The 20,708-nt window shown below is 57.4% G+C and carries 14 protein-coding genes and 1 rRNA gene; 9 read left to right on the forward strand and 6 right to left on the reverse strand.

Going from position 1 to position 20,708, the window contains the following annotated elements; all coding sequences use genetic code 11:
- The first annotated feature begins 154 nt into the window (after positions 1–154).
- On the forward strand, positions 155–1,165 hold the full coding sequence (mtnA, locus tag WD429_RS04325; RefSeq protein ID WP_368420957.1) for an S-methyl-5-thioribose-1-phosphate isomerase: 1,011 nt from the start codon (positions 155–157) through the stop codon (positions 1,163–1,165).
- Positions 1,166–1,223: 58 nt separating this feature from the next.
- Here the strand turns inward: mtnA and WD429_RS04330 are convergent, their stop codons facing one another.
- From WD429_RS04330 to WD429_RS04345, 4 genes are all read right to left on the reverse strand, one after another.
- A complete protein-coding gene (locus tag WD429_RS04330) occupies positions 1,224–3,380 on the reverse strand; it encodes a carboxy terminal-processing peptidase (RefSeq protein WP_368420944.1) in 2,157 nt (718 codons plus the stop codon).
- Between the two features lie 257 nt (positions 3,381–3,637).
- The gene (locus tag WD429_RS04335) at positions 3,638–5,788 is read right to left on the reverse strand and encodes a 3-hydroxyacyl-CoA dehydrogenase NAD-binding domain-containing protein (RefSeq protein WP_368420945.1); all 2,151 of its coding nucleotides are present in this window, start codon (positions 5,786–5,788) and stop codon (positions 3,638–3,640) included.
- A 34-nt stretch (positions 5,789–5,822) separates the two neighbouring features.
- Positions 5,823–7,031, reverse strand: coding sequence for an acetyl-CoA C-acetyltransferase (locus WD429_RS04340; RefSeq protein ID WP_368420946.1), 1,209 nt, complete (start codon positions 7,029–7,031; stop codon positions 5,823–5,825).
- A 157-nt stretch (positions 7,032–7,188) separates the two neighbouring features.
- Positions 7,189–9,663, reverse strand: coding sequence for a DUF349 domain-containing protein (locus WD429_RS04345; protein WP_368420947.1), 2,475 nt, complete (start codon positions 9,661–9,663; stop codon positions 7,189–7,191).
- 187 nt (positions 9,664–9,850) lie between these two features.
- Here WD429_RS04345 and WD429_RS04350 point away from each other — a divergent pair, with 187 nt between their 5' ends.
- Positions 9,851–10,330: a regulatory protein RecX gene (locus tag WD429_RS04350; RefSeq protein ID WP_368420948.1), complete on the forward strand. Its 480-nt coding sequence runs from the start codon at positions 9,851–9,853 to the stop codon at positions 10,328–10,330.
- A gap of 17 nt (positions 10,331–10,347) precedes the next feature.
- On the opposite strand, the gene mltF is transcribed toward WD429_RS04350, so the two are convergent.
- Positions 10,348–11,814, reverse strand: a complete 1,467-nt coding sequence (mltF, locus tag WD429_RS04355) for a membrane-bound lytic murein transglycosylase MltF (protein ID WP_368420949.1) — start codon at positions 11,812–11,814, stop codon at positions 10,348–10,350.
- A gap of 344 nt (positions 11,815–12,158) precedes the next feature.
- Between mltF and purL the strand changes: the two genes are divergently transcribed.
- Both purL and WD429_RS04365 read left to right on the forward strand, forming a co-directional pair.
- Positions 12,159–16,064, forward strand: a complete 3,906-nt coding sequence (purL, locus tag WD429_RS04360; protein ID WP_368420950.1) for a phosphoribosylformylglycinamidine synthase — start codon at positions 12,159–12,161, stop codon at positions 16,062–16,064.
- Positions 16,065–16,497: 433 nt separating this feature from the next.
- On the forward strand, positions 16,498–16,809 hold the full coding sequence (locus WD429_RS04365) for an NGG1p interacting factor NIF3 (RefSeq protein ID WP_368420951.1): 312 nt from the start codon (positions 16,498–16,500) through the stop codon (positions 16,807–16,809).
- A 6-nt stretch (positions 16,810–16,815) separates the two neighbouring features.
- Here WD429_RS04365 and WD429_RS04370 read toward each other — a convergent pair whose 3' ends face one another.
- Complete coding sequence (locus WD429_RS04370) at positions 16,816–17,364, reverse strand: NUDIX hydrolase (protein WP_368420952.1); 549 nt, start codon at positions 17,362–17,364, stop codon at positions 16,816–16,818.
- Positions 17,365–17,460: 96 nt separating this feature from the next.
- Between WD429_RS04370 and WD429_RS04375 the strand changes: the two genes are divergently transcribed.
- The 5 genes from WD429_RS04375 to WD429_RS04395 all read left to right on the forward strand — a co-directional run.
- Entirely contained in the window at positions 17,461–18,066 is a 606-nt protein-coding gene (locus WD429_RS04375; RefSeq protein WP_368420953.1) for a CoA pyrophosphatase, read from the forward strand.
- Position 18,067: 1 nt separating this feature from the next.
- Positions 18,068–18,595 (forward strand): gamma carbonic anhydrase family protein, encoded by a 528-nt coding sequence (locus WD429_RS04380; protein WP_368420954.1) that lies wholly within the window; start codon positions 18,068–18,070, stop codon positions 18,593–18,595.
- 2 nt (positions 18,596–18,597) lie between these two features.
- The gene (locus tag WD429_RS04385; RefSeq protein ID WP_368420955.1) at positions 18,598–18,780 is read left to right on the forward strand and encodes a DUF1289 domain-containing protein; all 183 of its coding nucleotides are present in this window, start codon (positions 18,598–18,600) and stop codon (positions 18,778–18,780) included.
- A gap of 26 nt (positions 18,781–18,806) precedes the next feature.
- Entirely contained in the window at positions 18,807–19,997 is a 1,191-nt protein-coding gene (gene purT, locus WD429_RS04390) for a formate-dependent phosphoribosylglycinamide formyltransferase (RefSeq protein WP_368420956.1), read from the forward strand.
- A gap of 372 nt (positions 19,998–20,369) precedes the next feature.
- Positions 20,370–20,708, forward strand: a 16S ribosomal RNA gene (locus tag WD429_RS04395); the annotation flags it as partial.

Below are 20,708 nucleotides of genomic sequence, written 5' to 3' on the forward strand. Positions count from 1 at the left end.
ACCGCGGCGAGAACTACCCTGGAAACGGGGCTGAGATTCTCGAGGCAACGCGGTTATACTGGGCGGCCTGAGCTGCCCAGAATGAATGACCCGGAGTTTATCAATGCCCACGCAATCCAATGTTACCACCAGACCTGCCATCGGAACGGTTGCTATGCGCTGGCACGGCGACCGTCTGGAGTTGCTGGACCAGCGCCTCTTACCCGCCGAGGAGCACTGGATCACGGCGGAGGGGGCTGGTGCTGTGGCTCAGTGTATCCGCGATATGGTGGTGCGAGGAGCTCCAGCCATTGGCATCAGTGCCGCCTACGGCGTTGCCCTGGCTGCGCGGCACGCGGGTGGGGACTGGAAAACTGAAATAGGGCAGGCCATCCGTGAGTTGGCGGCATCGCGCCCGACCGCGGTGAACCTGTTCTGGGCGCTGCAGATCATGGAAAAGGAGTTTCACAGCTGCGAATCCCTGGGCGAGGCAACCCGTCGGCTGGCAGCGACAGCGGTGCAGATTCACGAGGAAGACCTCTCCGCCAATCTGACCATGGCCGATCACGCGATTGCGTTCATAGGCGCAGAGCGTCCGATTTCTGTGCTGACTCATTGCAACACCGGTGCCTTGGCTACGGGCGGTTATGGCACGGCGTTGGGCGTCATTCGCCGTCTTCATGAACACCAATTGCTCAACCGCGTGTACGCCGATGAAACCCGCCCCTGGCTTCAGGGCAGCCGCCTGACCGCCTGGGAGCTGAGCCGCGATGGCATTCCGGTAACGCTGAATGCCGATGGCGCAGCAGCAGCGATCCTGGCTCAAGGCGATGTGAAATGGGTTGTGGTGGGTGCCGACAGGATCACCGCCAACGGAGACGTCGCAAACAAAATCGGCACCTACAGCCTGGCGGTCCTCGCGCGTTATCACCGGGTTGGCTTTATGGTGGTCGCTCCGTCCAGCACCGTCGATATGTCTCTTGCCTGTGGTGAAGACATCCCCATCGAGGAGCGTGACGGCAGTGAAGTCCGGCAGATCAGGGGCGTACCGATTGCCCCGGAGGGGGTCGAAGTATTCAATCCGGTCTTCGATGTGACGCCAGCGAGCCTGATTGACGTGATCGTGACGGAGAAGGGCGTGGTCCACAATCCGAGTGTGGCTGACATGCGGTCGCTATTCGGCTGAGCCCGGGAATGAATCACCGCGCGCTCCACCCGCAGGCCCCGTCGAGCGCCCGGCGCTTTCAGCGCGCCTGAGCGGCCAGCTGCTCGGATTTAAGTATGGATGCCATCCGACGATCCAGCTCCAGCATGTCAGCCATGATGTCGCCGCCTTCGCGGATGATGAAATCAAGCTCCTCGTCGGTAGAGTCGATATCCGCCGCCTGGACATCCTGCCAGTCATCTAGTTCTTCCAGCGTTTCGAACGGTGCTTCGCCCCGAAGCTCCCGGCGCGCGTTAGAGATGGTCAGGCGTGTGCGCTCAATCTGTGACTGGTGCTCTTTGCGCTCTTCGTGATTCAGGCTTACTGCGTCCATGTCCCGCTGATCTTTGAGGAAATCAATTTCCTGCTGCAGCAGGCGGAATTCCGGGCTGGCGTCGAAACGTTCGTCATGGCGCTGACGGAGTTCGTCAATGATCCCGCTGAAGTCGAAATAACGGGCGTGGGGAACGGCCTCGATCTGATCCCAGGGCAGGGCGTTGTCCAGGGCGTCTTCACCGATGCGGGCCTTGTCGACCCTTGATGGAATATCGATGTCTGGGATCACGCCCTTGTGCTGCGTTGAGCCGCCAGAGACGCGGTAAAACTTGGACTGGGTGATCTTGAGTTGGCCGTGATTCAATGGGCGCACGGCCTGAACAGTACCTTTGCCGAAGGTCTGTGACCCCACTACAAGGCCACGGCCGTAGTCCTGAATTGCACCGGCAAAGATTTCCGAGGCTGAAGCGCTCATGCGATTGACCAGAACAACGAGCGGGCCGTCGTAAGCGACTGAGGGGTCCTCATCATTCAGGACCTGGACATCGTTGTTGGAATTGCGGATCTGTACCGTCGGACCCTGTTCGATGAACAGCCCCACCAAATCGTTGGCTTCATGCAGTGCGCCGCCGCCATTGTTTCGCAGGTCCATGACAACGCCGTCGATGCCTTCTTCTTTCAGCTCCTCAATGAGGTTTCGCACGTCGCGGGTGGTGCTTTTGTAATTGGGGTCGCCTTCCTGCATCGCCTTGAAATCGGCATAGAACGTGGGAATGTTCACCACGCCGATGCGGTAAGACTGCTCGCCCCGCTCAAACTCGATGATGTCCTTGCTGGCGCTCTGCTCTTCCAGCTTGACCTTGTCACGCTTGATGGCGATGGTTTTGGTGACGGTTTCATCGGTGGAACTGGCTGGAATGACTTCCAGAGTGACGGTGGATTCACGCGGGCCGCGTATCAGGTCGACCACTTCGTCGAGCCGCCAGCCGATGACGTTGACCGGTTTTTCTTCATCGTCTTGGGAGACCGACACAATTCGGTCGGCCGGCCCAAGTTGACCCTGCTTTGCCGCCGGACCGCCCGGCACCAGGCGAACGACTTTGGTGTATTCGTTATCCGCCTGCAACACCGCACCGATGCCTTCCAGGGACAGGCTCATGTTGATGTTGAAGTTTTCTGACGTGCGCGGCGAGAAATAGGAAGTGTGCGGGTCCCACATGCCGGCAAAGGCGTTCATGTAGGCCTGGAATGCGTCTTCACTGCGCGCCTGATACGCGCGGTTGAGCTGGCCTTCGTAGCGCTGGCGCAGGCTATCCTCGATGGCTTCGTCATCACTGTCATTGAGACGCTGGGCCAGCACCGCATTCTTGACCCGCTTGACCCAGAGTTGGTCGAGCGCTTTGCGGTCTGGCTCCCACTCTGCTTCGGAGCGGTCCAGGCGAATGGTTTCATCGGAGTCGAACTCCAGTTTGTCGACCCCCTCATTGATGATATCCAGCGCGAAATTCAGGCGTTCGATAATGCGCTGCTGAACCACGTTGTAGATGTCAAAGCCGGGCTGAAGCTGCCCGGTTTTAAGGGCCGACCCGAGCCCCATCCGAATGGCAGAAAATTTTTGCAGGTCTTCCTGGGTCAGGTAGATGCGTTGCCCATCGAGGTAATCCAGGTAGGCATCGAATACGTCACCGGAAAGGTCATCATTAATGCCGAGGTCACGAAAATGGGTGAACTGGAGCTGCCGGGCAATAAGAATATTGGCGCGGGCCTGATCCACCGTTGGTGCCACTGGCTCGTAGCCTGCGTCGCGGTCGATAGCGGCTGGCGCTGATACGGACAGCGCCAGCAGTACGCTAAGTGCTATCCCTTTGCTCAGGGGGCCGTTGGGCAGGGTTCTGGTGATCAAACGTTCCGCGATGCTCATAGACTGTCTACCTGACGGTATGTGGCGATTGTAGGTGGTTTGGGCGCGCTAACTGCACAGTGACAAGGGTATGTGACAGATACGTCTGGCTGCAATCGCCGGATTGGCTCGTGGATTTATTGTAGGCAAGCGACCTTGTGGTTGCCATAGGCGTGACGTATCGGTTCGTGACAATCTGTCCATGATGAGGTCAGGTTCGTAACCGGGAAAGGCGGGAAAACCCCCGCAAGGCACGGTGCCCTGCGGGGTATGAAGGTTTATGCGAACGGGGTGTTACTTTCGGCCTTCTCCAGCAGCAGCGCTGGCGGTGCGAAGCGTTCACCGTATTGCTCGGCCAAGGCTTTGGCCCGCTCCGCAAATGCCCGCACGCCATACTGATTGACGAACTGCACAGCGCCGCCGGTCCACGGGGCGTATCCGATACCAAAGATGCTGCCGATGTTGGCGTCCTCCACGGTTTTCAGTACGCCTTCTTCCAGACAGCGTAGGGTTTCGATGGCCTGGATGAACAGAATGCGGTCCTTCAGATCCTGAAGTTTTACGTTCCTGGCTTTGTCGGCGTCCACATACAGAGTGTTCAGCTCGGTCCACAGGTGCTTCTTGCCGTTGGCCGGGTATTCGTAAAAACCTGCGCCTGCGGCTTTGCCCTTACGGTTGTGGGTGTCGACCATCTGATCAATGACCGCTTCTGCCGGATGGGGCTGCCAGGTGCCACCGGCCGCTTCCGTGTCTTTCCGGCTCTGCGCACGGATGTGCTGCATCAGCGTCAGGCTGACTTCATCGGAAATCGCCAGTGGTCCGACGGGCATGCCAGCCAGGATACCTGCGTTTTCAATGCTGGATGGGTGAACCCCTTCGCCGAGCATGGAGATGCCCTCGTTGACAAAGGTGCCGAACACCCGGGACGTGAAGAACCCGCGGCTGTCATTGACGACAATCGGGATCTTACCAATCTGCTGGACGTAATCGAACGCTCTTGCCAGGGTCGCATCGGACGTTTTTTCACCGATGATGATTTCCACCAACTGCATCTTGTCGACCGGCGAGAAGAAGTGCAGACCGATGAAATTATCCGGCCTGGCGGATGCCTCGGCCAACTGCGTGATGGGAATGGTGGACGTGTTGGAGGCAAAAATACCGTTGTTGACCAGTTTGGGCTCGGCTTCCTGAGTGACCTTGGCTTTCAGGTCGCTGTCTTCAAAGACGGCTTCGATCACCAGGTCGCAACCTTCCAGATCATCCGCGGAAGCGGTCGCTTTGATACGGCCCAGCACCTCGGCTTTTTGCTCTTCGGTCATGCGCTTGCGGCTGACCTTTTTGGCGAGCAGGTTTTCCGAGTAGCTTTTGCCTTTCTCCGCGTTTTCCAGGGAGACATCCTTGAGTACCACGTCAACGCCCCGGGAGGCGGTGGAATATGCGATGCCGGCACCCATCATGCCGGCACCGAGCACGCCCACTTTGCGGAAGGTTTCTTTTTCAATTCCCTCCGGGCGGCTGCCACCGGCGTTGATGGCGTTCAACTGGAACCAGAAGGTGCCGGTCATGTTCTTGGCCACCTGGCCAATGACCAGCTCGGCGAAATAACGGGTCTCTATCAGGCTGCCGTTGTCGAAATCGACCTGGGCCCCTTCCACGGCGGCGGACAGAATCCGCTCCGGAGCCGGGTAGCAGCCCTTGGTCTTCTGCCGGAGCATCGCGGGTGCGATGGCCAGTTTCTGGGCCATGGCAGGGTGATGGGGCGCGCCTCCAGGCAGCTTGAAGCCTTTCTGGTCCCACGGCTGCTGGCAGGTTGGGTTGGCGTCAATAAAGGCCCGGGCCTTGTCCATCATGTCTTCGGCGGAGGAGGCCAGATCATCGACAAGGCCAGCCTTCAGACCGGCCTTGGGGTTGACCTTCTTGCCTTCCATCAAAAACGGAAAAGCCGCTTCCAGGCCGATCATTCGTGGCAGGCGCTGTGTGCCGCCACCGCCCGGCAGCAAGCCGAGAGTGACCTCGGGAAGCCCCAGTTGAATTTTGTCGTCGTCGAGAACCACCCGGTGATGGCAGGCCAGAGCAATTTCTAGCCCGCCGCCCAGGGCAGAGCCGTTGATGGCTGCGACCACCGGCTTGCCACAGGTCTCCAGTGCCCGCATCTCGGCTTTCAGGCCGTTCACCATGTCCTCGAAGGCCTGGGCATCGTCACGGGTGACTTTGTGCAGTTCTTTCAGGTCGCCACCGGCAAAGAAGGTTTTCTTGGCGGAGGTAACGATAATGCCACGGATTTTCTCGAGGTCTTGCTTCACCCGGGCCACGGTAGCGGTCAGGCCCTCGCGGAAGTCCGCGTTCATGGTGTTGGCGGACTGGCCCGGCATATCAATGGTGAGTGTCAGAATCTGGTCTGAACCCAGGTCGTAATGGATGGCGCTCATAATTCGGTTCTCCTGTCAGAAAAAGTGGTCGGGCTCAGACGCGTTCGATGATGGTGGCAATGCCCATGCCGCCGCCCACACACAGGGTGGCAAGACCGTAGCGCAGTTCGCGGCGCTCCAGTTCGTCGAGCAGGGTGCCCAGAATCATCGCTCCGGTGGCTCCCAGCGGATGACCCATGGCGATGGCACCGCCGTTGACGTTCACTTTTTCATCCGGAACCGACAGCTCTTTCTGGAAGCGCATAACTACAGAGGCAAACGCTTCGTTCACTTCAAACAGGTCGATCTGATCGACCGTCATGCCGGCCTTTTCCAGTGCTTTGCGGGTGGCCGGAGCCGGGCCCGTCAGCATGATGGTGGGGTCGGTGCTGGTCACCGCAGTGGCCACAATGCGCGCCCTTGGCTTGAGGCCCAGGGCTTTGCCTTTGGCTTCGCTGCCGATCAGCATCGCGGTTGCGCCATCGACAATGCCAGAGGAGTTGCCGGCATGGTGGACGTGATTAATCTTTTCAACGTAATGGTATTTTTCCCGTGCTACACCATCAAAGCCCATTTCACCCATCATCTGGAAGGACGGCTTGAGCCCGGCGAGGGATTCAACGGTGGTGCTGGCGCGGACCTGTTCGTCGCGGTCCAGAATGACCACGCCGTTCTGATCGGTCACGGGAATGATGGATTTGACGAAGTGCCCCTTATCCCAGGCATCGGCCGCTTTCTGCTGGGATTTCACGGCGAAACCGTCGACATCTTCGCGGCTGAAACCTTCGAGTGTGGCGATCAGGTCGGCACCGATGCCCTGTGGCATGAAGCCGGTGTGCAGATTGGTGGCGGGATCCGTGGCCCAGGCACCGCCGTCCGAACCCATGGGCACGCGAGACATGCCTTCGACGCCGCCGGCGACGACCATGTCTTCCCAGCCTGAACGTACTTTCATGGCGGCCAGGTTGACCGCTTCCAGGCCGGATGCACAGAAGCGGTTCAGGGTAACGCCGGCCACTTTCTCATCCCAGTCCGCGGCCAGGGCGGCGGTTTTAGCAATGTCTGCCCCCTGGTCACCCACGGCCGTCACGCACCCCATCACGATGTCGTCCACTTGGGCGGTGTCCAGGCGGTTCCTCTCCTGCAGTGCGTTGAGAACGGTGGTCAGCAGCGTGATGGGTTTGACGCTGTGGAGTGAGCCATCTTTCTTGCCGCGCCCCCGGGGGGTGCGTACTGCGTCGAAGATATACGCTTCGGTGCTCATTGCTGTTCCTCTGGTGGTTATTGTGTCAGGGAGAATGTTCCATGCCATAACCATAGCGGGTTGCGAGCCCGGTGCGTAATGACGCCGGGTGCCAATCCCATTGGCGAAAGTGCTCATCCGGGTGGTTGCGGCCCTGACAAGGGCGCGTGAGGAGTCATCAGTCCAGCATGGTCTCGAGCGCCCGGTTCAGGCGCTCCGCAAGCTGGTCGTTGACCGCATCCGCTGGCTGGCGGACACACCAACTGGCGACCAGCGCTTCCAGTTGCCGGCTTTTGTTCTGGTCATCACCGTTTGTATTACCCATGCCCTGGGTCAGCCGTTGGACCTGAATTTCCATTCTGCGTCCCTGATCCGTTTCCGGTGAGGCAGTTCCGGTCAGAATCTCAGCCCGGATAACCAGTTCGTCGGCTTCCATGGCGTCGACTTCACCGGCGAGCGCCTGCCAGTTAACGGGCAGTGACGCTTGCTCCATATCGTTGGCCACCCTGGCGGTGACCAGATCTTGCCAGGCCTGAACCTGGTTACGAATTCTGAGGCCATCAATAAGCGCTGCCAGCCGGCGTTTCTCTTGAGTCAGGCGCTCCCGAACCGCCGTTGAAACGGGTTCTTTGGAGGCGGCTTGCAGCTGCGCCATGGCACCTTCGAGCGTGGTCTGATCGGCGTTCGGTTGTAGCGCTTCGCACTCGGACAAGACCGTTTCGACCCGTGCGTCGGCTTCCTGGGAAGCCTGCTGTTGCTCGATTTTATGAGCGTCGCGGCGGGCAAAAATGTCATCACAGGCTTGTCGAAACGCCTGCCACAACTTTCGGTCTTCCCGGTGACGGGTAATACCGATGTGCGTCCACTCGGTCTGCAGCGCTTTGGCCTGATCCATGGCTTCGCTCAGGGGTTCGTGGCTAACCAGTTCCCACGCACGGTCCACAATGCCCTGTTTCAGTGCCTCGTTTTTGTGACGTTCGACATTCAGTCGCTCCTCCAATTGCTTCAGCAAATCGTCAAAGCGCTTCTGAACGCCGCGGTTGTCACGAAACTCGATGGGCCAGGCGGCTTTCCACTCCTGGCGCGCTGTCTGGTGGATGCGTTCGGCGGATTTCCAGTCGATCTGTGCCCAGTCGGCGTTCTCGATAAAAACAGCCAATTCATCGCAAATGACTTTGCGGGTCTCAAGGTTGGCCTGTTTGAGGCCTGATTTGGCCGAAAAATAGGCTTTGCAAGGCTCATAGGCTTGATCGGAGGCCGCCTTGAAACGGGTCCAGAGCGTTCGGTCAGACGAGCCGCCCAGGCCACGCCATTCGTTTTGCAGCTCACGGATACGCTCGGATTTGGCTTCCGGGTCCATGGGTTGGGCGGCGAGGTATTCCATTTGTTCGCACAGCGCGATCTGCTTTGGCTCGGTGGCAAACCCCTGCCAGTCTGCCAGTTCCCGAAGTTGACCGCCGAGCAGCTGGAGGCGGGCCTGGAGCGGTTTGCCGTGCCGGTGGTTCAGCGCTTTGAACTGCTGCTGGGCCTGCTTGAACAGCTGTCGGGACTCCTTGAGCTGCTGGGCTTCAAGCGCTTCGTTCAGTTTTTCCAGGGTGCTTTGCAATGTCTCAGCGAGCTTTTTCTGTTCAGCATCGTCTTTTTTTGCGGCGGGTGCGGCTTTTGGTTCACCGGCGAGCCGGGTGAGGGCGTCGAGCGATGTTGGGCGTGACACGTCCGCTGGCCAGTCAATGATGCCGATCAGTTCTTTGGCTTGCTGCTGTCGGTCACCCGACTCATTACTACCCTGGTTCGTTTCCAGGGCGCTGATCTGTTCCCGATACTGGCCAAGGCGCTTCAATGCGGATATGTAAACCCGCAGCGGTTGCATGACGCTTTCGAAGCGCTTCTGTTCCTGCTTGTCGACTGTGGTGTCACGGGTTGCCTCCAGCCAGCGGTTCTCCTGGGTTTTCTGCATCGCGTCCAGTGAGGACAGCGACGGCAACTCGTCCGCGCTTTTAAGCCTGAGTTCATCCAGCGTGCTTTGTAATAGCTCAAGGGTTTCCGCGCGCTGCTTTTGCTGCTCTTGTTGGCGGGCCTGGTCATCGACTTTGGCCTGAAGCTGCACGACGCGCTCACGACAGCGATGTGCGGCTTCCAGAAAGGTGCTCGTCTGTTCGGTAGAAGCATCGTTTTCCACCAGAGCCCACTGTTTCATCAGGGCATCGAGACGTGCCTCGTAGAGGTTGGTGTCGTCAGTTTTGGCCTGGTCTGCCGCGTGGGTCACCAGCACCTGAATACGTTCCCGGGTACGCAGCGCTTGCTCTTCGATTTCACGAAGCTGCTGTAACGCCTGCTTCGCAATCTGATACACGGTCTTGTCGCGGCCTTTGGTGTCCTTTTGGACCCGTTGAAGGCTGGATTTTTCAGAAATCCGGCGTGCTGCGTCGCTGCGGATATCGGCCGTCAGACCTTCGATTGCCAGAGATTCGAGTTGGTCGTCGGTGGGCGCACTGGCCAGTTGTCGCTGCTGCGCTGCGCGTTGCTCATCCCGGGCATCGGTGACCGAAGTATCAACCGGCTTTGGTGCCACTGGTTTGCTGCTTCCAGCCGTGGCCCCGGATTTGCCGGTGGGTTTGCCTTTTCTGAACAGTTTCTGGATGAATGCAGCCATGAGGTATCCTCGAATGTTGAAGCCAGTTCCCGGTGTGGGCCAAAGTGTGCCAGCACCGACCATCGGCGGCCCGCGATGCGGGTACCGGAGCAGTCCAGCGATCAGGCGGCGGGGGTTCCGGAGGGTGCCGCAGTCGCTGTGTGGGGGCTAGTCTAGCGTTTTGTTTGCGTTTGCGGGAAGGGTCACAATGCCAAAACAGGAAAATACGGGTGATCAGCAGTACAAAGCACGTTCCGTTGCGTTAAGGCTGCTGGCAAGACGCGAGCACAGCCGCGTGGAGTTGGGCCTCAAATTGCGCCAGCGGCAGATTGAGGGCGACATTATTGAGCAAGTGCTGGATGAGTACGAAGCCGAAGGCTGGCTTGACGACCGCCGCTTCGCAGACGTTTACGCCCGTCAGCGGATGGATCTTGGCTACGGTCCGATCAGGATTGATGCTGAGCTTCAGCAGCGGGGCGTTTCCTCGCTTCCTGATTGCGTCAGTGACATGGCGGATCATGAGTGGGCAGAGCAGGCGGTCCGGCTACGTTGTAAGCGCTTCGGTGGTACGGATATCCGCGATGACTGGGATGAAAAGGCCCGCCAGGCCCGGTACCTGACACGCCGGGGCTTCAGTGCTGCCCACGTAGAGCGGGCGCTGGATTACGTGGAACCCGAAGAGGGGTGACGCCCGTGAGCCCCCCGTCAGAGCGTGGGCGGTATCATCCCGAGCTCATGGGGTAGCATGGCGCGCATGCCTTCGTCTGGGTCGGGTTCATTGGTCGGGGTGGGATCTTCAGCGCCTTCCAGTTCGACAAACCACGGCTCCTTGGGCGACTGGCGTTCTTTCTCGGGTTCCAGCATCCACGCCAATACGTCGTAGTAGCGACGAATGTTCTGCACGTAAATCACGGGTTCATGGCCACGGGCGTATCCGTAGCGGGTTTTTGAGTACCATTCCTTTTGTGCAAGCAGGGGCAGGAACTCCTTGACGTCCATCCAGCGGTCAGGGTTTTTTCCACCACTCTCGGTGAGCCGGCGAGCATCCTCCAGGTGGCCGTAGCCGACGTTGTAGGACGCGAGCGCGAACCAGGTGCGGTCGGGCTCGGGAATGCGCTCCGGAATCTGGCGGTGAACCAGGGTGAAATACTTGGCACCGCCCTGAATGCTCTCTTCGGCGTCGAGCCGATTGCTGATGCCTATCTGTCCGGCGGTGCTCCGCGTCAGCATCATCAGCCCCCGAACGCCCGTTGGTGAAACCGCGTTGGGGCGCCAGTGCGACTCCTGATACCCGATCGCAGCGAGTAAACGCCAGTCCAGGCCATATTCCGTCGCATAGTTGCGAAACAGTGCTTCGTACTTGGGCAGGCGGTTGTTGGCATGGTGAACAAAGGTTCGGGCACCGACATAATTGAGCCGGTCAAGGTGGCCGTAGAAGCGTTCGGACAGTTGTGCCAGTGTGCCACTGGCTGAGAGTTCGTCGAGGAATTCCCTGGCAGCGTTGGAGAGCGAGTTGTCCTGCTCGGCCGGAAACAGCCAGGAGAGCTGCTCAGGCTCACCCAAAGAGAATGCCTGCTTCACTTTCGGGTAATAGACCTGGTTGAGGTCAAGCTCGTTGGATGACACCACCGCCACTGGAAATTCCCCCGATTGCACCCGCGCCAGAATGCCAGCGGCGTCAAGGGCAGAGTGGACCTGCCAGTTGAGATCGCGATGTAGCTCCTGATGTTGTAGCAGTACGGGCTCGTGATTGCTGTCTGCCACCATATGCAGAGTTGTGTCTGTAAGATCATCGGGCGTTATAGGGCGCTCGACGTCGCCGTGATAGATGACTACGGATTCAGCCAGAATGCCGGTTGGAACCGCGTGGAATTGGTTGGCCAGATCCTCCCGATTAGACAGCCCTGCAAGCCCGATGTGGGCGTAGTTGCGGTCGAGTACCGAGAGAATTTCGGTGTTGTTTTCCGCTACTCTCACCCTGAGTTTAACGCCAAGGTGATCGGCGAACCGTCGGGCCAGTTCGTAGTCGTAACCGGTGATGCCGTTGCGACCCTCGAAATAGATAGACGGTGCGGTACGGGTAATAATGTGTAGAACGCCTTCGGAGCGCACTTCCTGCAGGGTGGTTGGGCGGGAGCATCCACTGGACAGGATTATGATTGCTAAGGGCAAAAGCCAGCACGATAGGCGGCTGGCCGAATACTGGCTTGGCTTTGACAAATTCCCGATCTCCCTTGATACAACTGCAGGATACTGACGGTACGATGCGCTCGTGGTTATCCGGTGGCGTCCGTTGCCATAAAACAATGATCTCTGGTCGGATACGGCCGGTCAATTAAAGTGATCAATCTGTGTGCAAAATAATGTTAATTGTACATGGCGGTAATCACGTTCCGGGCGCTGTATCCCTTCGGCGCTTTCAAGTATCATGGCGGCCTTTCAGATGGCCGGGTACCTGCTGCCGGTTTTGACAGGTGCTCTTGCCTTCCCAGTTTCGCACGATACAGGTTTCTATCATGCTTGAACTCCGCGGCGCTCCGGCGCTCTCGCCTTTCCGCTCCAGCAAATTGCACAGCCGTATCAGGGACGTTGTGCCTGAAGTTGAGCACGTGTATGCCGAGTTCATGCATTTTACCGATCTGGAGTTCGATCTGTCGGAATCGGAGCAGGCGATTCTGGACCGTTTGCTGACCTACGGGCCCAGTGTACAGGTTGAAGAGCCCGAAGGGGTGCTCTTCCTGGTGGTGCCACGGCCCGGCACCTTGTCACCGTGGTCCAGCAAGGCCACCGATATTGCCCGTAACTGTGGCCTGCGGCAGGTTCGCCGGATTGAGCGGGGCATCGCTTACTATGTACGCGCGAACCGCAAACTGACCCTCGGCCAGCGGGAAAACATTGCTGCCTTGCTGCATGATCGCATGACGGAGAAAGTGTTTCATGAGATGGGCGGTGCGGAGCTGCTGTTCAGTCAGGAAGAACCTCGCACGTTGCAGCGGGTGCCGGTGCTTGCCGGAGGCCGTAGGGCCTTGGTGGAGGCCAACCAGTCGCTTGGGCTGGCGTTGGCCGATGATGAAATCGATTACCTGGTAAAGTCGTTCACGGATCTGAAACGTGACCCAACGGACGTCGAGTTGATGATGTTTGCGCAGGCCAACTCCGAGCATTGTCGCCACAAGATTTTTAATGCCTCGTGGGACATAGATGGCGAAGGTCAGGAAAAGTCGCTGTTCGCGATGATCCGAAACACCTATGAAATGAACAGTGAAGGCGTGCTGTCCGCCTACAAGGACAACGCCTCGGTGATTCGTGGCAGCCGAGGTGGTCGCTTTTTCCCGGACCCCGAGACCGGGGTCTATGGCTACCACGAAGAAGACATCCACATTCTCATGAAGGTGGAAACCCACAATCATCCCACCGCAATTGCACCGGCTGCCGGCGCTGCGACGGGGTCCGGTGGTGAAATCCGGGACGAAGGGGCCACCGGTCGTGGCTCCAAGCCTAAAGCGGGCCTGAGCGGTTTTTCCGTGTCCAACCTCAACCTGCCCGGTGATCCTCAGCCCTGGGAAATCGGTTACGGCAAGCCCGACCGGATTGCCTCTGCCCTGGATATCATGATTGATGGGCCGGTTGGCGGTGCCGCGTTTAACAACGAATTTGGCCGGCCCAATCTGACGGGCTATTTCCGCACCTTTGAAGAACGTGTGCCAGGTGCCGCCGGTGAGGAAGTGCGCGGCTACCATAAGCCTATCATGATCGCCGGCGGGCTGGGTAACATTCGCGCAGAGCACGTTGAAAAAGGCCACATCCCGGTGGGGGCTAAGCTGATTGTGCTTGGCGGACCGTCGATGCTGATTGGTCTTGGCGGCGGTGCGGCCTCGTCGATGGACTCTGGCAGCAGTCATGAAAATCTGGACTTTGCCTCTGTTCAGCGTGACAACCCGGAAATGGAACGTCGTTGCCAGGAAGTGATAGACCGTTGCTGGCAGATGGGTGACAGAAACCCCATCGCGTTCATCCATGACGTGGGTGCCGGCGGGCTGTCTAATGCCATGCCGGAACTGGTTAAAGACGGCGGCCGGGGCGGCAAGTTCGAATTGCGGGACATCCCCAGCGATGAGCCCGGCATGTCGCCGTTGGAGATCTGGTGTAACGAATCCCAGGAACGGTATGTAATGGCAGTTGCCGCCGAGAATCTGGAACAGTTTGATGCCCTGTGCCGCCGTGAACGTTGCCCGTACGCCGTCATTGGTGAGGCCACCGAATCGCATCATCTCGAACTGGGGGATTCGTACTTTGACGATAAGCCGGTTGATATCCCCATGGACGTACTGTTCGGTAAGCCGCCACGGATGCACCGCAGTGTGTCCCGTTCGTCGTTCACCAAACCGATTTTTGATTCGACCAAGGTAGATTTAAACGAAGCAGTTCGCAGGGTTCTGCGATTGCCGGCCGTTGGTTCAAAAAGTTTCCTGATCACCATTGGCGACCGTACGATTACCGGCCTGGTTGCCCGGGATCAGATGGTTGGCCCCTGGCAGGTACCCGTGGCCGATGTGGCAGTAACGGCCAGCTCCTTTGACGTTCGTACCGGTGAAGCGATGGCGATGGGCGAGCGCACCCCGGTCGCGGTGATCGATGCGCCGGCATCCGGCCGCATGGCCGTGGGCGAGGTCATCACCAATCTGGCAGCGGCATCTATTGCTAAGCTGTCGGATATCCGGTTGTCTGCCAACTGGATGGCGGCAGCGGGTCACCCCGGTGAGGACGAAAACCTCTACGAAACTGTGCGTGCCGTGGGCATGGAGCTGTGTCCGGAACTGGGAATTACCATCCCGGTCGGAAAAGATTCCATGTCGATGAAAACGGTCTGGGAGGAGGATAATGGTGAGCAGAAAAGCGTCACATCCCCTCTGTCACTCATTATCAGTGGCTTTGCGCCGGTAACCGATGTGGCGCGCACATTGACGCCTCAGTTAGCGACCAATTCTGGTGAAACCGATCTTGTCCTGATTGATCTGGCTGCGGGCCAGAATCGGCTGGGTGGTTCAGCGCTCGCTCAGGTGTATCGTCATGTGGGTGCCGCTGCGCCGGACCTGGACGACCCGGAAGACATCAAAGCTTTCTTTGCGGTCATCCAGGGCCTCAACACTGACGGTAAATTGTTGGCCTATCACGACCGCTCGGATGGCGGCCTGTTTGTGACTTTGGCCGAGATGAGTTTTGCGGGTCATACGGGCATCGACATAAAGCTGGACGGCCTCGCAGAGGATTCGTCCCAGTTTGCCCGCGAGCTTTTCAACGAAGAGCTGGGTGCCGTTATTCAGGTGCGTCGTGATGATACCGACTTTGTGCTTCAGCAATTTTCCGCTGCGGGGCTGGGCGATCACATTTCGGTGATTGGCACACTGAGGGATGATGATCGGGTTCGTCTGAATTTCAGTGGCGAATCGGTGGTGGATGAAGCACGAGCCGACCTTCAGCGAATGTGGGCCGAGACCAGTTTCCGTATCCAGGCCCTTCGCGACAACGCGGAATGTGCGGAAGAGGAGTTTGACAACCTGCTGGATGCCGGTGACCCCGGGTTGAATGTCGATCTCAGTTTCGATATCAATGAAGACATCGCTGCCCCGTTCATCAATACCGGAGCTCGACCAAAATTGGCTGTTCTGCGTGAGCAGGGGGTTAATGGGCAGGTTGAGATGGCCGCCGCATTCGACCGCGCGGGGTTTGACTCCGTTGACGTCCACATGAGCGATCTGCTTTCGGGACGGGTCTCCCTTGACGGCTTTAGCAGCCTGGTGGCCTGTGGCGGCTTCTCCTATGGTGATGTGCTGGGAGCGGGAGAAGGCTGGGCCAAGTCCATTCTGTTCCATGACCGGGTGAGGGATCAGTTCGCTGCGTTCTTTAACCGTCAGGACACACTGGCCCTCGGCGTCTGTAATGGCTGCCAGATGCTGTCCAGCCTCCATGAACTGATTCCCGGCAGTGAGGGCTGGCCTCGCTTTGTCCGCAATCAGTCAGAGCAGTTTGAGGCACGGCTGGTGATGGCAGAAGTGATGCCTTCGCCGTCCGCCTTTATGGACGGCATGGCCGGATCGAAAATGCCCATTGCGGTGGCGCATGGAGAAGGGCGCGCTGAGTTCGTTGGTGATGACTCCGCTGCGGCTCTGGCGGAAAGCGAGTTGATTGCCCTGAGGTATGTCGACAACCGGGGCCAGGCAACGGCTCGTTACCCATACAATCCCAACGGATCAGAAAACGGAATAACCGGCCTGACGACGCGTGATGGCCGGGTCACCATTATGATGCCTCACCCGGAGCGTGTTTTCCGCGCGGTTCAGCATTCCTGGCATCCGTCTGACTGGCAGGAAGATGGGCCTTGGATACGAATGTTTCGTAACGCCCGCCGCTGGTTTGGTTGATCATAGTGCCTGCCAAGGCCGGCCAAAGAGGTTGCGAATACGCAATGCTCTTTGGCCGGCTTTTTTGTATCCTCAAGCCTCAAGATTGTGCATATATCAAGGGATATTTTTCTTTAATGTGATGTTTTTTCCCTTGACTCAATGTGTTTATGCACACTGTTTGGGCTTAACTGGATGATCAGTGATCAAATAGATGATTTTTGATTCAACTTTTTCCATTTATGAATAACTAATTGATTATTAAGGATTTAATTGATTAGGTGAATTTGTCGCCAATTTAACGAAAGTGCAGTAAATACAGGGCGTGGGGGCGCATTCACAAAAACTTTCCCCAGAGTTATCCACAGAATCTGTGGGTAAGTAGGTAAGTTCTTCATCTGTACAAAAAATACTCGGTTCTGAAGGTGCCTGGCATCAATAAGGAAGGTTGTTTATGTACAAAATCTGTTATTTCGTTCCGGAGACCCACCTGGAGAAAACCAAGTCGGCTCTGTTTTACGCTGGCGCGGGCCGTATCGGTGATTATGATTGCTGCGCATGGCAGTGCCTGGGGCAGGGTCAGTTTCGTCCTCTGGAAGGAAGTCAGCCATTTCTGGGGCAGCAGGGAGCTGTCGAAGTCGTTAAGGAGTACAAGGTAGAGTTGGTTTGTGCAGATGAGCGGATACGGCAAGCGCTTGAAGTATTCAAAGCGGCGCACCCCTATGAAGAACCCGCCTACGAAGTTTATCGAATGGAAGCGATGTAGGCTCCGTTATTTCCGGGCAGGCATGGGGTAGCGGATATCGGTCACGTGGACCTGAAACGCCTCGCTCTTCAGATCTTCAAGGTAGAGCTCGAGGGTTTTCCGTACGGTGGGAAATGACAGCTCATCCCAGGGAATGTCGTTCAGGTCAAATAGCTGAGTCTCCAGGGATTCGTCGCCAGCTCCGAACTGGCCATCGGTCAGGGTGGCGCGATAAAACATATGAACCTGATTGATATGGGGTACGTCGATGATGCTGTATAGGCCCTCAATATTGACTTCCGCCAAGGCCTCTTCCCGGGTTTCTCGGGCAGCGGCTTCGATGGTGGTTTCGGCGTTCTCCATAAATCCGGCGGGTAGGGTCCAGTAGCCGTACCTGGGTTCGATGGCGCGCCGGCACAGCAGAATGCGGCCGTCCCAGATGGGAACGGTGCCCGCGACTATGCGGGGATTCTGATAATGTATGGTGTCGCAGCTCAAACATACGTATCGGTGGCGGTTGTCACCCTGGGGAATTTTTTGCTCAACAGGATGGCCGCAGGTGCTGCAGTATTTCATTGATTTCACCGTATACTTGTAAAATGTGGTAGCCAAGTTTAACGATCTGAGCCGCCGCTGTCTCATTCAAAACGTTACTCGCATTTGGAGCAGGGTTTGCACAATCTCCTGAAAGAACGCCTCTCGGGTTATGCACCGCGTCAATTGGCCCTGGATTACCCTGAGGCTGGTATTCTCGTGCCGATAACGGACAATCATCGTCATCCGGAGATGGTGTTCACGCTGAGGTCCTCGAATCTGAATACCCATCGCGGCCAGGTGTCATTTCCTGGCGGAAAGCGAGACGTGACGGATGTATCCCTGGCGGCAACGGCGCTTCGCGAAACCCATGAAGAAATCGGCTTGCCACCGGATCAGGTTCAGATAGTGGCCCCCCTCAGCCAAGTCATGTCCCGTTATGGAATACTGGTAACGCCCTACGTTGGAGTGATCCCCGGTGATCACCCCCTGGAGGCGAACCCGGAAGAGATCGAGAGTATTTTCAGGGTGCCTCTGGAGTTTTTTCTGGAGGACCGCAGGGAAAGAACCGACGCGCTCGACTTCCTGAATCACACCTTTTATGTTCCCTGTTATCGCTGGGAACGGTATCAGATCTGGGGGCTTTCAGCGGTTGTCCTGGTCGATTTTCTGAATGCCGTGTACGACGCCGGCATTGATCTGCTGGAACCCCCATCTTCCAACTCTTTACGTACAGGAGTCTGACATGTTTTATGCGCTGGGCGAGCGTAAACCAGAGCTTCAGGGTAAGGGGCAGTTTGTGGCTGCCAATGCCAGTGTTATCGGTAGCGTTCGGTTACTCGAGAAAGCGAGTGTCTGGTTCAACGTCGTTATTCGTGGCGACAATGAATGCATTACCGTAGGGGCGGAGTCCAACGTGCAGGATGGTGCGGTTCTGCATACAGACCCCGGTATTCCTTTAACGCTTGGCCGTGGCGTGACGGTGGGTCATCAGGCAATGTTGCATGGCTGCGACATTGGCGATTATTCATTGGTGGGGATCAACGCGGTCATCCTTAATGGTGCGAAAATTGGCAAACACTGCCTGATTGGAGCCAATACGCTTATCCCAGAAGGGATGGAAGTGCCGGACGGGTCCATGGTGGTAGGGTCGCCTGGCAAAATCAAACGAGAGCTTAATGAGAACCAGAAAAAAATGTTGGAACTGAGTGCCGCGCATTATGTTCATAACGCAGAGCGGTACCTCAGCCAGCTGACGCCCGTTGAGCTTTGATCATGAAAGTTGCCGATAAAGTCAGGTCACCTTGCGTCAGCATCTGCGCACTGGATGCCGGCGATGTGTGCATCGGATGCCACCGAACGGGTGATGAAATTATACGGTGGAGCCGAATGACCAACGACGAACGCCGCGACGTGTTGGTGCAGGTTGCCAGACGCGAGGCAAAAGCCGCGCTTTAAATGCCATAGTCACAGGAATACAAATCATGTCTGAAACCCTCCGTATCGGCACGCCGCTGAAAGCCGGCGCATTTAAAGTGCTGTTCTGCGGCTCTGGGGAGCTCGGAAAAGAAGTTGTTATCGAGTTGCAGCGACTGGGTGTGGAGGTGATTGCTATCGATCGTTATGCCAACGCCCCGGCGATGCAGGTGGCTCATCGAAGTCACGTAGTGGACATGCTGGACGGCGCTGCACTTAGGGCTGTTGTTGAAAAGGAACGGCCCAACCTGATTGTTCCGGAAATCGAGGCCATCGCAACGCCAGAGTTAGTGGCTCTGGAGCAGGAGGGCTATAAGGTGATCCCCACTGCGCGTGCCGTGAACCTGACCATGAACAGGGAAGGCATTCGTCGCTTGGCCGCCGAGGAGTTAGGCTTGCCTACCTCGCCATACCATTTTGCTGAAACCCGTGAAGACTACCTTGCTGCGGTGCAGGCGATTGGGTTTCCACTCGTGGTCAAGCCGGTTATGAGTTCGTCCGGTAAAGGGCAGAGTACCGTCCGGGCAGAGAGCGATGTGCAGGCGGCCTGGGAATATGCACAGGCTGGCGGGCGAGCTGGCGCGGGGCGGGTCATTATTGAAGGCTTCGTCGATTTTGATTACGAAATCACTCTTTTGACGGTCCGCCACCGTGATGGCATCGCTTTCTGCGAACCCATTGGCCACCGTCAGGAAGACGGCGATTATCGTGAGTCCTGGCAGCCCCAGGCAATGAGCACCCGTGCATTGGCCCGGTCTCGGGAGATTGCGGAAGCCATTGCCGGAAATCTTGGAGGTTATGGTGTCTATGGTGTGGAATTGTTTATCAAGGGCGACGCGGTGTGGTTTTCCGAAGTCTCGCCCCGGCCGCACGATACCGGTCTGGTGACTCTGATCTCACAGGACTTGTCTGAGTTTGCGCTCCATGCTCGCGCGATTTTAGGGTTGCCGATACCGGCGATCCGTCAGTTGGGACCTTCAGCATCGGCCGTTATCCTTCCTGAAGGTGAGTCTGGGGCTGTCTCTTATTCTGGGCTTGAAGAGGCCTTGAGCGACATGGATACACAATTGCGTCTTTTTGGTAAGCCCGAGTTGAAAGGGCGTCGCAGAATGGGCGTGGCGCTTGCCCGTGGAGAGTCCATTAGCGACAGCAGGAAAAAGGCCAGTCGCTCTGCAGCTGCTATACGTACAGAGCTTTGAGGTGGCAAGGCGCTGATTGTCTAAAAAGTTTCGACAGAACCGTTGACAGCCCCGCTGTTGTCTGTAGAATGCGCATCTCCTTCGAGGGGCAGGCCAATTAGTCGGCTCCGGATTCGAGGGGCAACTGTTTGAAAGTGTTGAAGAAAGCGAGTTTCAGGATTCTTCAGATAAACGGTTGACAAGGTGGCGGAACGATGTAGAATACGCCTCCTTGATTGAGCAACAGCTCAAGCGCTCTTTAAAAAGTTAACCAAGTAATTCGTGTGGGCGCTGGCCGAGGTATTTCGGATATGAAATATCAGGACAGTGACTCGTCGAAATTGAGTTTTGTCTTGAGCAAGAATAGAGGATCTTCGGATTCTTGTATGATTTAAACTGAAGAGTTTGATCATGGCTCAGATTGAACGCTGGCGGCAGGCTTAACACATGCAAGTCGAGCGGTAACAGGGGGAGCTTGCTCCCCGCTGACGAGCGGCGGACGGGTGAGTAAAGCTTAGGAATCTACCCAGTAGCGGGGGATAGCCCGGGGAAACCCGGATTAATACCGCATACGCCCTTCGGGGGAAAGCAGGGGATCTTCGGACCTTGCGCTATTGGATGAGCCTAAGTCGGATTAGCTAGTTGGTGGGGTAAAGGCCTACCAAGGCGACGATCCGTAGCTGGTTTGAGAGGATGATCAGCCACACTGGGACTGAGACACGGCCCAGACTC

Source organism: Marinobacter sp. (genome assembly GCF_040904845.1).
Lineage (GTDB): Bacteria > Pseudomonadota > Gammaproteobacteria > Pseudomonadales > Oleiphilaceae > Marinobacter.

What these genes read in the sequence shown, in the direction of transcription:
- purT (WP_368420956.1), top strand. Translation starts at nt 18,807, where the DNA reads ATGTCTGAAACCCTCCGTATCGGCACGCCGCTGAAAGCCGGCGCATTT.
- WD429_RS04385 (WP_368420955.1), top strand. Translation starts at nt 18,598, where the DNA reads ATGAAAGTTGCCGATAAAGTCAGGTCACCTTGCGTCAGCATCTGCGCA.
- WD429_RS04380 (WP_368420954.1), top strand. Translation starts at nt 18,068, where the DNA reads ATGTTTTATGCGCTGGGCGAGCGTAAACCAGAGCTTCAGGGTAAGGGG.
- WD429_RS04370 (WP_368420952.1), bottom strand. Translation starts at nt 17,364, where the DNA reads ATGAAATACTGCAGCACCTGCGGCCATCCTGTTGAGCAAAAAATTCCC.
- WD429_RS04335 (WP_368420945.1), bottom strand. Translation starts at nt 5,788, where the DNA reads ATGAGCGCCATCCATTACGACCTGGGTTCAGACCAGATTCTGACACTC.
- purL (WP_368420950.1), top strand. Translation starts at nt 12,159, where the DNA reads ATGCTTGAACTCCGCGGCGCTCCGGCGCTCTCGCCTTTCCGCTCCAGC.
- WD429_RS04365 (WP_368420951.1), top strand. Translation starts at nt 16,498, where the DNA reads ATGTACAAAATCTGTTATTTCGTTCCGGAGACCCACCTGGAGAAAACC.
- WD429_RS04340 (WP_368420946.1), bottom strand. Translation starts at nt 7,031, where the DNA reads ATGAGCACCGAAGCGTATATCTTCGACGCAGTACGCACCCCCCGGGGG.
- WD429_RS04350 (WP_368420948.1), top strand. Translation starts at nt 9,851, where the DNA reads ATGCCAAAACAGGAAAATACGGGTGATCAGCAGTACAAAGCACGTTCC.
- WD429_RS04345 (WP_368420947.1), bottom strand. Translation starts at nt 9,663, where the DNA reads ATGGCTGCATTCATCCAGAAACTGTTCAGAAAAGGCAAACCCACCGGC.
- mtnA (WP_368420957.1), top strand. Translation starts at nt 155, where the DNA reads ATGCGCTGGCACGGCGACCGTCTGGAGTTGCTGGACCAGCGCCTCTTA.
- WD429_RS04330 (WP_368420944.1), bottom strand. Translation starts at nt 3,380, where the DNA reads ATGAGCATCGCGGAACGTTTGATCACCAGAACCCTGCCCAACGGCCCC.